Below are 12979 nucleotides of genomic sequence, written 5' to 3' on the forward strand. Positions count from 1 at the left end.
GTGGGCGTGAGCGGTGACTTTAGAGAAGCCGGTTGCCGCCGTCAGCCGCGGACGTGGCCCTCTCCTTCTCCGTAATTGCGAGCGCAGCGAAGCAATCCAGCTCCGTGCACGGGGCTCCTGGATTGCTTCGTCGCTTCGCTCCTCGCAATGACGACGTGGCGGCCCCTGGTCAATCATCGAAGCTCTTGCCGCTTCGCCCGGCCTTGATGTCGCCGCGGCGCTTCTTGCCTTCGAGGCGGCGCTTCTTCGAGCCGAGCGTCGGCCGGGTGGCACGGCGCGGGATCGGGCGCACCAGCGAAGCTTTCAGCAGTTCTTCGAGCCGCTCCAGCGCATCGGCACGGTTGCGCTCCTGGGTGCGGAAGCGGTCGGCGCGGATGACGATGACGCCGTCCTTGGTCATGCGCTGGCCGGCGAGCCCGACCAGCCGCGCGGCGGCATCCTCCGGCAAGGCGATCTTGGCGGTGTCGAACCGGAGCTGCGCCGCAGTCGACAGCTTGTTGACGTTCTGCCCGCCCGGCCCAGAGGCGCGGATGAAGCTGATCTCGATGTCGTCGTCCTCGATCACGAGGTTGCGGCTGATCCGCAGCATGGGGCACCAAAGCGGTTGATGCCGCGCGGACCGCACGGCGGCCTGCTGTTTAGCACGGTCGAGCCGCTTGCGCCCCCTCCCCCGCCGGCGGGGAGAGGTTCAGTCGTGCTCGGGGAGAGGTCGCGGCGAATGCGAGTCTGAGCGTGGTGCTAATTCGCCCGCGGCGCGGGCGGAGTGCCGGCGGGTTTAACGGCCGGTTGGGCTGCAGCCTGGGGCTGGCGGCCGACCACCACGGTGAGCAGACCGTTCGACCACAGCCGCTGCGCGACGCGCTTGGCATCTGCCAGCGTCACCGCGTTGACCACCTCGCTGCGCTTGTCGATGTAATCGATCGGCAGGCCGTCGTTCTGATACTGCAGCAGCGCCTGCGCCAGCTTGGCCGAGGTGTCGAGCGACAGCATCTGCGACCCGTTGATGTAGGACTTCGCCTCGGCAAGCTCCTGCTCGCTCGGCCCCTGGTCGCCGATCCGCTTCACCTCGGCGGTGATGGCATCGATCGTCTCGGTGGCGCGGTCGGCGCGGGTGCCGGTCGAGCCGATGAACAGCGCCGAATGCTGCATCCAGAGCAATTGCTCGTAGATCGAATAGGCCAGTCCGCGCTTCTCGCGCACTTCGCGGTACAGCCGCGACGACAGCGACCCGCCGCCGAGGATGTGATTGACCACATAGGCGGCCATGAAATCCGGATCGTCGCGCTTGATGCCCGGTCCGCCGAACATCACCACGGTCTGCGGCACGTCGAGCGTGACGTTGGTCCGCTGCGGCGGCTTGGCGGCGACGACGTCCGGCACCGGCGTGAGCTGCGCCTTGGCCGGCAGACTGCCGAAGGTGTCGTCGAGCAGCTTGGCCAGCGTGGCGGCATCGACGTCGCCGACCACCGCGATCTTCAGCGTGTCCTTCGCCAGCACCCGGCCGACATAGCCCTTCATGTCCTCGATCGTGACCTTGGGCAGGCTTTCCGGCGTGCCGGTCGAAGGCCGGCCATAGGGGTGATCGCCGAACGCCACTTCGAGAAACTTGCGGCTGGCGAGGTTGTTCGGATCGAGCGCCTGGCGGCGCAGCGTCGACAACAGCTGCGCGCGAATCCGCTCGACGTCCTTCGGCTCGAACCGCGCCTGGGTCATCGAGGTGTGCAACAGACCGAAAGCTTCGTTGCGGTCGTCCTTCAGCATCCGCAGCGAGCCGCGGAAGTAATCGCGGGTCACCGAGTAGGACAGTTGGATGGCGCGGCGATCCAGCCGCTCATGGAACGTCGCCGAGTCCATGTCGCCGGAGCCTTCGTCGAGCAGGTTGGCGACCATGTGACCGACGCCCGGCTTGTCGGCCGGATCCTGGCTGGCGCCGCCATCGAACGAATATTCCATCGAGATCAGCGGCACGGTGGCGTCCTGCACGAACCACGCAACCAGACCGCCAGGAGTCACCAGCCGCTGGATCTTGGCGGCCGCATGAGACGGCACCGCGGACAAAGCGACGGCCAGACCGACGCAGGCGGCGAGCGCGAACTGCTTGGCAAAGCCGGCGCGGGTCACGACGAGAGCAGCGGTCAGGCGCCGCGCGGACAACAGATCGATGCTCACGAGCGCTTCTCCTCCTGCTTGGCGGCGGGTCCGGTGACCAGATAGCCGGTCGCCGAGCGGTTGCGGTCGAGCCACTGCTTGGCGGCGGCACGCACGTCGTCGGAGGTGACGGCACGGATGCGGTCGGGCCAGCTCTGCACGTCCTGGACGCTGAGGCCGGTGGTCAGCGCCTGACCGTACCAGCGCGCCAACGTCGCCTGATTGTCCTGCGCATAGACCGCGGCGGCGATCAGCTGGGTCTTGACGCGCTCCAGGTCCTCGGAGCGAACCGGGTTGGCGACGACGTCGGCGATCACTTCGTCGATCTTCTTCTCGATCGCCGCAAAATCGACACCCGGCTTCGGCGTGCCGGCGACGATGAAGTAGCTGTCGTCGAGCGCATTGCCCTGGTAGTTGGCCCCCACCGTGATCGCCAGCGGATTGTCGATCACCAGCGCGCGGTACAGATACGAATTGCTGCCGTGACCGAGCAGTTGCGCCAGCACTTCCAGCGCGGCGCTGTCGCCCTTGGCGCCGGTATGGGCAGACGGCACCAAATAATAGCGTCGCACCGCCGGCTGTTCGACGCGCGGGTCGGCAAGCGTCACCGTGCGCGGCCCCGCCGGTGTCGGTTCCTGCGGGCGGATGCGCTGCGGCGGGATCGCCGGCTGCGCCGGGATCGCCCCATAGATCCGCTCGGCCAGCGGGCGAACCTCGTCGGCCTCGACATCGCCGGCGATCACCAGCGTGGCGTTGTTGGGCGCGTAGAACCGGCGATAGAACGCCAGTGCATCCTCACGATCGAGCTTGGCGATCTCCTGATGCCAGCCGATCACCGGCCGACCGTAGGGATGGTTGAGATACAGCGCCGCCATGATCTGCTCGGTGAGCCGCGCGTCCGGATCGTTGGCGACCCGCATGTTGTACTCTTCGAGCACGACGTCGCGCTCCGGCAGCACGTTCTCGTCCTTCAGCACCAGGCCGGTCATGCGGTCGGCCTCGAACGCCATCATCTGTTCGAGGTGGGACTTCGGCACGCGCTGGAAGTAGCCGGTGAAGTCGTAAGAGGTGAACGCGTTCTCGTTGCCGCCGATCTTCAGCACGGTCTGCGAGAACTCGCCGGCCGGATGCTTCTCGGTGCCCTTGAACATCAGATGTTCGAGGAAATGCGCCAATCCCGATTTGCCGGGCGTCTCATCGGCCGAGCCGACCTTGTACCAGATCATCTGCGTCACGACCGGCGTGCGGTGATCCGGGATCACCACCACCCGAAGGCCGTTCTGCAGCGTGAAGGTCGCGGGCGGCGCGGCGGTGACGGTCTGCGCGGCGGCAGGCGTCCCGACCACCACGGCGGCAAGGACGGCGAGCGCGGCGAGCGGGCGGCGGCGCGGAGCGGCGGATGCGGTCATATCAGGCATCATCCAGGCTGGAGGACGGATCAGGCCGAGCGCCTGTCCGAAGAACTAGGCGCAAACCGTCGGCAGCGGCGCTGACGCGCACGCTGTTCGACGGAACGAGAGATGGGAATGCCGCGCGATGCGGCGAGCCGTGATGAACGAGGACGGACGGCAACCAGGCTCAATTGCTGGTTTCTTTGCCCGACATGATGTCCATCCGCTTGCTGCCGAGCGCTTCCTTCGGCCCGGTGCCGTAGGCGAAGTTCGGCGACGGCGTCTGGTAGCCGGACGGCGGCTGGGTCAGGTTCTCGCGGGTCGGCTCGCCGGTGAAGGTCGCGGTTTCGGTCTTGCTGCCGCCGAACACGTTCCAGAGCGAGCCGTTGAAGCCGAGCTGAGACGGGCTCAGCATCGGATTGTTCTGCTGGTTGCCGGGCTGCATCGGATCGTTGCCACCCTTGGCGGCGTCGGCGCGGACCGATTTGAGCTGCGACGGCGTCAGCGGCTGGGCCGATTCCCACGGATTCGGCTTGGCCTTGGCTTCGGCCGACTTGATTTCCTTGCGGCGCTGAAGGTCGGCGTCCTTCGGCCAGTTCGGCGCCGGCGCGGCAGCCGCGGCGGTTTCCGGCGGCGGCAGTTCGAGCTTCGGCGGCACCACCAGCGGCGAGCGCTCGCGATAATTGATGCCGGAATTGTCCATGTTGGTGGCGCCGATGCCGGACATCAGGCCCTTGATGATCTTTTCCTCGAAGGTGGAGTCGTCCGCCTCTTCCTGGTCCTGGGCGCGGGCGATTCCGACCGTCAGCACGATGCCGACCCCGAGGGCAACGGCGGCGACCCGGGCGGTGCGGAGCAGCGCGGCGGTGGACGTTTCCAGCTTCGGAAGGCGGCTGTCGGTCTGGCGCATGGCGTTGATCCTATTCACGTCTTGCGATCGGGCCGCAACCCGGAAGCAGGCCCAATTCCGCGCGGTCGGTATCGGCCGGGATCAGGGCGCTTTTGCGGCGGGTAGCCCTATCAGGGAGTCATACAGCAGGGCCGCCACCCCGACAACAATCGCCACGTCGGCGATGTTGAACACATACCAATTGTAGGTTTTGCCGCCAATTTCGGCGTGAAGCAGGGCAAAATCGACCACCGCGCCATAGGCGAGCCGGTCGATCGCATTGCCGATCGCCCCGCCGATGATCAGACCGAGACCGATGGTCGCAAGCCTGGTGGTGGAGCGCGCCATCCAGATCGCCAGCGCCACCACGGCCACGACCTTGAACGCCAGCATCAGCATCTGCCCGGTCGGCCCCTGGCCGGAGAACCAGCCGTAGGAGATCCCGGTGTTCCAGGCCAGCACCAGATCGAAGAACGGCAGAACCTGCACCACGCCCTTCCGCGCCAGCTCGAACCCATGCAGCAGCCACAGCTTGCTGGCCTGGTCGAGCACCAGCGCGACGATCGCGGCGAGGACGCCGAGGCGAACGGGGGTCATGATGCGGCGCCCACCCCAAAACGAGGCGTCGTCATGCTCGGCGATGACGGCGAAGGAACCACCGGCACGGCCCCCTCATCCTGAGGAGCGGCGTCTTCGCCGCGTCTCGAAGGATGAGGGCCACGCCACCTCATGGTTCGAGACGCGCGCCCGAGGGCGCGCTCCTCACCATGAGGGGCCGGTGCGCGTGTCACGCCGCTCAAGCCGCCGCGCCGCCCAACGCCTTCCACTCCCGCAGCGCCTGGGCGTCGCGAGGGGAGACGTCGGGATACTCGGCATCAGAGCCGACGCTCGACAGGATCTTCCACGACCGGGCGCATTTGGTGCCCTGCGCCCGCTCGATCACTACGCCGACATCGGCGAGCTCCGGCAGCCGGAACGCATCGGCCGGCGGAGTGTCGTTGCCGCGCAGGATCTCGACCATCGCGTTCGAAGTGATGCAGATCTCCGCCCAATCGACGTCGAACAGATCGGCCATGAAGGCTTCCGGCAGATAGATCATCGGCGAGGCTTCGAGCGACGAGCCGATCCGCTTGGCGGCGCGCTCGACTTCCAGCGCGCCGGTGACCACCTTGCGGATCGCACGGATCACCCGCCACTTCTTCTCCAGCGCCTCGTCGCGATATTGGCCGAGGTCGAGCGGGAACAGCGTCAGGTGCACGCTCGGCTCGGCGTCGGGCCGGTACATGCCCCACGCTTCGTCAGCGGTGAACGACAGCACCGGCGCCAGCCACTTCAGGATCGCGTCGCAGATGATGTCGATCGTGGTCAGCGCCGCCTTGCGCGCCAGCGACGACGGCGGGTCGCAGTACAGCGTGTCCTTGCGGATGTCGAAGTAGAACGCCGACAACTCGGTGTTCATGAACGCCGCAAGCGACGCCACCACGGTCTTGTAGTCGAACTCCGCATAGGCGGCCCGCACCGTCGCGCTCTGCTCGGCGAGCTGATGCAGCATCAGCCGCTCCAGCTCCGGCATGTCGGCGAACGCCACCGCCTCGTCACGCTTGAAGTGATGCAGCGTGCCGAGCATCCAGCGGATCGAGTTGCGCAGCTTGCGATAGGTCTCGACCACGTTCTTGAGGATCTCGGGGCCGATGCGCTGATCGTCGGCGTAGTCGGTGGCGCACACCCACAGCCGCAGGATATCGGCGCCCGAGGACGCGATCACCTTGGCCGGATCGGTGGTGTTGCCGAGCGACTTCGACATCTTGCGGCCCTGCTCGTCGAGCGTGAAGCCGTGGGTCAGCACGACGTCATAGGGCGCGCGACCGCGGGTGCCGCAGCTCTCGAGCAGCGACGAATGGAACCAGCCGCGATGCTGATCGCTGCCTTCCAGATACATCACCGTGTCGGCGCCGCCATCGACCTTGCGGCGGATGCCGGCGAGACCGGGGAAGTTCTGCGCATCTTCGAGCACGAACGCATGGGTCGAACCGGAGTCGAACCAGACGTCGAGAATGTCGTCGACCTTGCGCCAGCCCTCGGCGGCGCGATCACCCAGGAAGCGCTCGGCCGCGCCTTCGGCGTACCAGGCATCGGCGCCTTCCTGCATGAAGGCCTCGGCGATGCGGTGGTTGACGATCTCGTCCTGCAGGATATCGACCGAGCCGTCGCCCTTGTCCTTGATGAATACCGCGATCGGCACGCCCCAGGCGCGCTGCCGCGAGATCACCCAGTCGGGACGGCCGGAGATCATGCCGTTGATGCGGTTCTGGCCGGCCGGCGGCACCCATTGGGTGACCGAGATCGCCTGCAGGGCGCGTGCGCGCAGCGTGTCGCCGGGCTTGGCGACGCCGTCATCGACGATGTCCTTATCCATCGCGATGAACCATTGCGGCGTATTGCGGAAGATCACCGGCTTCTTCGAGCGCCAGGAATGCGGGTACTGGTGCTTCAGCTTGCCGCGCGCCAGCAGCGCGCCGCGCGCGATCAGCGCCTGGATCACCGCCTCGTTGGCGTCGCCCTTCTCGCCCTTGTCGTTGATCACCCGCTTGCCGGTGAAGCCCGGCGCCTGCTCGGTGAGCGCGCCGTTCTCATCGACGGTGTAGGGGATGGTCGACGAAATGCCCCGCGCTTCCAGAGCGCGGGCGTTGTGCATCCAGATATCGAAGTCCTCGCGGCCGTGGCCGGGCGCGGTGTGGACGAAGCCGGTGCCGGTGTCCTCGGTGACGTGTTCGCCGTCGAGCAGCGGCACGGTGAACTCATAGCCGCCGTCGAGGCCCTTCAGTGGGTGAGCGCACTCTATGATAGCCAAATCATCCGCAGGAACAGCGAGGACCTTCTCATAAGCAGCAACACGCGCCTGCTTAAACACACTTTCAGCGAGTGCATCGGCCAGGATTAGTAGATCGCCGGTTTTGGCCCAATTATCGACTGGAGCATCAGTGATTTTGTAGAGGCCGTAGCCGATCTTGGACGAGAAGCTGATCGCGCGGTTACCCGGCAAGGTCCAGGGCGTAGTCGTCCAGATTACGACCGAAGCACTACCGATCAATCGACTATCTGTGGCAGTCTCGGCTGCAGAAAGTCTCACCGGAAACTTCACCCACACCGTATCCGAGGTGTAGTCCTCGTACTCGACCTCGGCCTCGGCCAGCGCGGTCTTTTCGACGACGCTCCACATCACCGGCTTGGAGCCGCGATACAGCGTGCCGTTGGCGGCGAACTTCATCAGCTCGCGGGCGATCTGCGCCTCGGCGAAGTAGTTCATCGTCGCGTAGGGATGATCCCAATCGCCGATCACGCCCAGCCGCTTGAACTCCTCGCGCTGCACGTTCAGCCATTTGGTGGCGTAGGCGCGGCACTCCTTGCGGAACGCGATGATCGCCGCGGAGTCCTTGAAGTTCGGCTTCGGCTTGCCCTTGGAGCGGTAGTTCTCTTCCTCGATCTTCCACTCGATCGGCAGGCCGTGGCAGTCCCAGCCCGGCACGTAGTTGGAGTCGAACCCGAGCATCTGCTGGCTCTTGGTCACGACATCCTTGAGGATCTTGTTCAGCGCATGCCCGATATGGATGTTGCCGTTGGCGTAGGGCGGGCCGTCGTGCAGCACGAATTTGGCGCGGCCCCGGGCGCTCTCGCGCAGCTTGCCGTAGAGGTCCATCTCCTCCCAGCGCTTGAGCATCTCCGGCTCGCGCTGCGGCAACCCGGCCCGCATCGGAAATTCCGTCTGCGGCAGGAAGAGGGTTTTGGAATAATCGTTGACGTCGGATTTTTCAGGCTTGTCGGACATGGAAGCTCTGGGTCAAGAGGCGCTGACGCGATCGATCGCGATGAAGTGAGACGGGTCCCGGTCTTGCGCCGAACTCAAAGCTCAGGCGGAAGCCGGGCCGATAATGCTGATGATGGCGCGCCGTGCAGACATGCGGGCATTCATTAGCAGGCGGTCGCAGGATCGCAAAGCCCTGCGGCGGTCATCCTTGCGTCTGGCCGCCCTTCCCCAGCGGCTTGGCCGGGTTGCCGCCGACGATGGCATGTGGGGCGACGTCGCGGGTCACAACGCTGCCGGCCCCGATCACGGCGCCGTCGCCGATGCTGATGCCGGGCAGGATAATGGCACCGCCGCCGATCCAGACGTCGGCCCCGATCGTCACCGGGCGGCCGAATTCCAGGCCCTCGCGGCGGGTGGCGGCGTCGCGCGGGTGGTCGGCCGCGTAGATCTGCACCGCCGGACCGATCTGGGTGCGGTCGCCGATCCGGACCGGCATGATGTCCAGGATCACGCAGTTGAAATTGAGGAAGACGTTGTCGCCGAGGAAGATGTTGTAGCCGCAGTCGCAGAAGAACGGTGGCCGCACCACCGCGCTCTTGCCGACATGGCCGAAATGCTCGGACAGCAGCACGTGCCGCTCCGCCGCCGGCAGCGCGCCCGAGGCGTTGTAGCGGACGATCCAGGCCTTGTTGGCGGCCTCGTCGGCGGCGAGCTCCGGGCTGCCGGGGCGATACAGCTCGCCCGCCAGCATCTTCTCCTTCTCGGTCTGGTTCATCGCAGCGTGCCGAGCTTGGGGAACGCGCCGTGGTCGGCGGCGAGCGCCGCGCGGGCGCGGGCGGAGTCGTCGTCCATCTGCCGGATCAGCGCCTCGATGCTCTCGAACTTCTCTTCATCGCGGATGAAGGCGATGAAGGCGACATCGAGCGTTTCGCCGTACAGCGGCTCATTGAAATCGAACACGAACACTTCGAGCAGCGGCGCGCCGTTGTCGAAGGTCGGGCGGCGGCCGAAATTCGCCACCGCGTCGTAGTGCTTACCGCCGCGGCCGACCCGCACCGCATAGATGCCGTGCTTCAGGCTGCACTCCGGATCGAGCTTGATATTGGCGGTCGGATAGCCGAGGTCGCGGCCGCGCTTGTCGCCATGGATCACCTCCCCGGTGACGAACCACGGCCCACCGAGCATCTCGGTGGCGGCAGCGATGTGGCCCTCCTCCAGGCATTTGCGGATCGCGCTCGACGACACCGGATGGTCGCCGAAATCGACATGCGGCTGAACGTCGACCTCGATCCCGAGCGACGGCGCTTCGGCGACCAGCATCGAGGGCGAGCCGCCGCGGCCCTTGCCGAAATGGAAATCGTAGCCGATCGCGATGCCCTGCACCCCGAGCCGGCCGATCAGCTCGTGCTGGATGAAATCGTGCGCCGTGGTCGACGCTCGCCGCGCGTCGAAGCTGAGGATCACCGCGCCGTCGAGCCCGGTGCCGGCCAGCAGCCGCAGCTTGGCGGTCTCGTCGGTGAGCCGGAATTGCGGCACGTCGGGGCTGAAGAACTTGCGCGGATGCGGCTCGAACGTCACCGCCAGAGCCGGCGCCTTCTTGATCCGCGCCATGTCGAGGCAGGCGCCAATCACGGCACGGTGGCCGCGGTGGACGCCGTCGAAATTGCCCATCGCCACCACCGCGCCCTTGGGGATCACGGCCGTCGGCGTATCGTCGCGGATTACGGCAAAGCCTGTCATTTGGGATTCAGTTCATCGCGTTCAGGAAGGACCCGGACCGTGACGCGGAGCCGCGCGCGGTGTCAAGCCATCGTGCGGCCTGGGACACCTTCGGGAAGGTCTGAAGCGAGGCGCCGGGGACTCAGCCGCCACGCAGCGGCGGGACTTCGAGCTGGTCGCGGCGGCAGGCGCGGCGGTCGATTTCCTCGCAGGCCCGGAATTGCAGATCCTTGCTCATGCAGATCCGCACCTCGCTGAGCCGCTTGCGGTCGCACATCACCGCAATCGCCGAATTCGACAGGCCCGGATTGACCTTGATGAAGGCGGCCTCGACCTCGTCGGCGGTGACGGTGCGCGGCTCCTTGGCGTCGATGAAGTCGGGCGGAATCCGCACCGCGGCGCGGGCCTTGCGGATCTGCTCGAAATAGCCGCGCTGCGACAGCCCTGCGCAGGTGCCGTGCTTGTCCCACTCGTTATAGATCAGCCCCGGCGCCGGCATCAGGTCGAGCATCGAGTCGACGATGCGGCGGTCGAGCCGCGGCGCGGGACGCTCGCAGTATTCCGGAAAGCCGCGCTCGTATTGCGGCCACAGCCCGTGGACCACGAAGGCGAACGGCCGGCCGCCGCACTGCAGCTGCTGGGAGCGGCCGCTGAGGCCGCGCTCGGACGCCTGCTCGCAATAGGACGGCGACCACGACAGCGCCAGCACGTAGAAATCGAACGCACCGGGCGCATTCTGGCGGCGGTCCTGCGCCTCGGCTGCGGCCGAGGTGAACAGAGCCCCAACCACCGCGCAGGCGGCGATCAGCGACCGTCGTCGACGTAGAAATCCAAGCATGTGACAGGGCCCTGCTGCTGGAAGTGCGAAAAGCCTACCAGGACTCAGGAACGTTTCAAGAACGCAAATGGTCGATAGCGCCGCGGTTCAGCGCAGCGCGCCGCTCAGGGCTTGGCGGCCTTGCAGGCCGGATTGAACGCCCAATTGCGGTCGACGCCGACGACGCAGAACTCGACGCCATCGGTGAAGCCGGCGAGACCGCCATCCTCGATGACCGAGAAATACACCGGACGGGTCTTGCCGTCGTTCAGCAGCGCGTCGGCGGCGCAAAAGCGGCGCGGAATGTTGTCGCTCTGCCAGGGGCGGAACGCGACGTCGCGGACCTTCGCATACGCAGTGATGCGCAGATCCGAATTCCAGAAGGTGCCTTCCTTCTCGGCGAACTGGTGGGTGATCGACGGCAGCGCCGCTTCGCACGGCGGCAGATTGCCGTCATAGCGCGGGCCGGACAGCCAGAAGTTCATCTCCAGCGGATTGGCCGCCTGAGCGGTGGGCGCCAGCGCGAACAGGCCAAGCAGGGCCGCGACCGCGGCGACGGGCGTTTTCAACGTCGAAATGAATCGCATGGCTCATCCACCGGAATTCGATGCGGCGGACGGTGCCGCGAAGCCATGCCAAGGTCAAGTGCGGGCCGGCCACACCTCGGCAGAACCCCACGCGGAACGCGGGGCGTGTTCTTTCCATTCTCATGGCGGCGTTCTAGACTCGAACGCAGCGATAGAGGGAGATCACGATGCGATTGATGGGGGCTGCCGGCTTGGCCGTTCTGGGTGCGGTGCTGGCAAGCACGGCGGCGCGCGCCGATTATGTGCCGCCGTTCAAGGGCAATGATACCGGCGGAATCATCTCCACCAGCCTGATCGGCCACGCCGACGTCCGCGCCATGGCGGTCGATCACTGCGCCCGCTACGGCAAGGTGGTGAAGCTGCTCGGCGTGCAGGCCAATTACGGCGGCTACATCTCGTTCGCGTGCCGCTGGGTGCCGTATGGCGCCGACGAGCGGCCGCTGCGCACCAAATACTGATCGGAGCCGCAGCGATGAGCCGTCGCCATCCGTCTCGCATCTGGCTGCTTTCCCTGCTGCTCGCCGCGCCAGTGACGGCGGCGCAGGCGATCGACCTGCCGACCCGCAAGCCGGGACTGTGGGAGCTGAAGATGCAGGGCTCCGGCTCCGGGCAGAACGTCGCGATCCAGCACTGCACCGACGAGACCATCGACAAGAAGATGAACGCGGCGGTGCAGCCGCTGGCCACCGAAGCCTGCTCAGCGCCGACGATCCAGAAGACCGCGACCGGCTACACCAATGACTCGGTGTGCAAGGTCGCCGGAATGACCACGACCTCGCACGCCGAGATCACCGGTGACTTCAATTCGGCCTACACGGTCAAGGTGGCATCGCATAACGAGAACCCGCTGCCCGGCGTTCCCAAGGAGTCCGCCACGACGCTGGAAGCGAAATGGCTCGGCCCCTGCAAGGACGGCCAGAAGCCCGGCGACATCGTGATGCCGGGCGGGATCAAGATGAACATCGCCGACATGGACAAGCTGAAGGCGCTGTTGCCGAAGTCGAAGTGACGGCCGCGGAAGCTGGCGCAAAAGTCACACCCGCCGACCTTCGCCGGGACCTCCGTTGACAGCGGAGGCGCTTGCCGCAATGTTACATTGTAACGTTGCATGGCGGGGGACGACGCCGGCACCGTGAGAGGCTGGGGCGGCATGGATTGGGCGCGGACGAACATCCGGTGGGGCGCACGGCTGGCGTTGATCGCGCTCGCCCTGCAGTTCGCCGCCGCGTTCGGCCACTTCCACGGCTTCGAACCGCCTGCGCTGCAGATTGCCCAGGCCGACTCGGCCAATGGCCCAGCCGAACCCGATACCGACCATCATCATCCCGGCGTCGACCTCTGCGCGATCTGCGCAGTCGTCTCGATGGCCAGCCTGGCGCTGGCCGCGACGCCGCCGGCGCTGCCGCCGCAGCAGGCGCATTCCTTCCATTACCGCCTCGCCGTCCTCGACGACGCCGAATTGTCGTCACCGCCCGCCGGCTTTCAACCGCGCGGCCCCCCTTTGTCCTGACCGCCGATCCCTTGTGAATGCCGCGCCGAGCCGGTCTCCGGCGGCGCGCGGGCCAACGTGATCGATCTGCGTCGCCGCAGATCCCGGCTCCGCTGCGAGCCGGCAGTCAGGAC

The 12979-nt window shown here is 66.5% G+C and carries 13 protein-coding genes; 3 read left to right on the forward strand and 10 right to left on the reverse strand.

Going from position 1 to position 12979, the window contains the following annotated elements; translation table 11 throughout:
• Positions 1–169: 169 nt before the first annotated feature.
• The 10 genes from arfB to LRC39_RS22160 form a co-directional block, all read right to left on the reverse strand.
• Positions 170–589 carry an alternative ribosome rescue aminoacyl-tRNA hydrolase ArfB gene (gene arfB / locus LRC39_RS22115; protein WP_107345946.1) on the reverse strand — a complete coding sequence of 140 codons (420 nt, stop codon included), beginning with the start codon at positions 587–589 and terminating at the stop codon, positions 170–172.
• A gap of 149 nt (positions 590–738) precedes the next feature.
• Positions 739–2121: a M16 family metallopeptidase gene (locus LRC39_RS22120; protein WP_346297541.1), complete on the reverse strand. Its 1383-nt coding sequence runs from the start codon at positions 2119–2121 to the stop codon at positions 739–741.
• A gap of 44 nt (positions 2122–2165) precedes the next feature.
• A complete protein-coding gene (locus LRC39_RS22125) occupies positions 2166–3557 on the reverse strand; it encodes a M16 family metallopeptidase (protein WP_346295644.1) in 1392 nt (463 codons plus the stop codon).
• A gap of 169 nt (positions 3558–3726) precedes the next feature.
• On the reverse strand, positions 3727–4449 hold the full coding sequence (locus LRC39_RS22130) for a hypothetical protein (RefSeq protein WP_346295645.1): 723 nt from the start codon (positions 4447–4449) through the stop codon (positions 3727–3729).
• A gap of 81 nt (positions 4450–4530) precedes the next feature.
• The gene (gene lspA, locus LRC39_RS22135; RefSeq protein ID WP_346295646.1) at positions 4531–5025 is read right to left on the reverse strand and encodes a signal peptidase II; all 495 of its coding nucleotides are present in this window, start codon (positions 5023–5025) and stop codon (positions 4531–4533) included.
• 199 nt (positions 5026–5224) lie between these two features.
• A complete protein-coding gene (ileS, locus tag LRC39_RS22140) occupies positions 5225–8254 on the reverse strand; it encodes an isoleucine--tRNA ligase (RefSeq protein ID WP_346295647.1) in 3030 nt (1009 codons plus the stop codon).
• Positions 8255–8435: 181 nt separating this feature from the next.
• Positions 8436–9008, reverse strand: a complete 573-nt coding sequence (locus LRC39_RS22145) for a sugar O-acetyltransferase (RefSeq protein WP_346295648.1) — start codon at positions 9006–9008, stop codon at positions 8436–8438.
• Entirely contained in the window at positions 9005–9973 is a 969-nt protein-coding gene (locus LRC39_RS22150) for a bifunctional riboflavin kinase/FAD synthetase (RefSeq protein WP_346295649.1), read from the reverse strand. The genes LRC39_RS22145 and LRC39_RS22150 overlap by 4 nt, the downstream gene beginning before the upstream one ends.
• A gap of 121 nt (positions 9974–10094) precedes the next feature.
• Entirely contained in the window at positions 10095–10790 is a 696-nt protein-coding gene (locus tag LRC39_RS22155) for a ribonuclease T2 (RefSeq protein ID WP_264053412.1), read from the reverse strand.
• A gap of 104 nt (positions 10791–10894) precedes the next feature.
• Positions 10895–11356: a hypothetical protein gene (locus LRC39_RS22160; RefSeq protein WP_107345956.1), complete on the reverse strand. Its 462-nt coding sequence runs from the start codon at positions 11354–11356 to the stop codon at positions 10895–10897.
• Between the two features lie 167 nt (positions 11357–11523).
• Here LRC39_RS22160 and LRC39_RS22165 point away from each other — a divergent pair, with 167 nt between their 5' ends.
• The 3 genes from LRC39_RS22165 (at position 11524) to LRC39_RS22175 (ending at position 12866) form a co-directional block, all read left to right on the forward strand.
• Positions 11524–11814, forward strand: a complete 291-nt coding sequence (locus LRC39_RS22165; protein ID WP_107345957.1) for a hypothetical protein — start codon at positions 11524–11526, stop codon at positions 11812–11814.
• A 14-nt stretch (positions 11815–11828) separates the two neighbouring features.
• On the forward strand, positions 11829–12365 hold the full coding sequence (locus LRC39_RS22170) for a DUF3617 domain-containing protein (protein WP_346295650.1): 537 nt from the start codon (positions 11829–11831) through the stop codon (positions 12363–12365).
• A 99-nt stretch (positions 12366–12464) separates the two neighbouring features.
• Positions 12465–12866 carry a hypothetical protein gene (locus tag LRC39_RS22175; RefSeq protein ID WP_346295651.1) on the forward strand — a complete coding sequence of 134 codons (402 nt, stop codon included), beginning with the start codon at positions 12465–12467 and terminating at the stop codon, positions 12864–12866.
• The last annotated feature ends 113 nt before the right edge of the window (positions 12867–12979 follow it).

The sequence above is a fragment of the Rhodopseudomonas sp. P1 genome (genome assembly GCF_039642825.1).
Classification (GTDB): domain Bacteria; phylum Pseudomonadota; class Alphaproteobacteria; order Rhizobiales; family Xanthobacteraceae; genus Rhodopseudomonas; species Rhodopseudomonas palustris_H.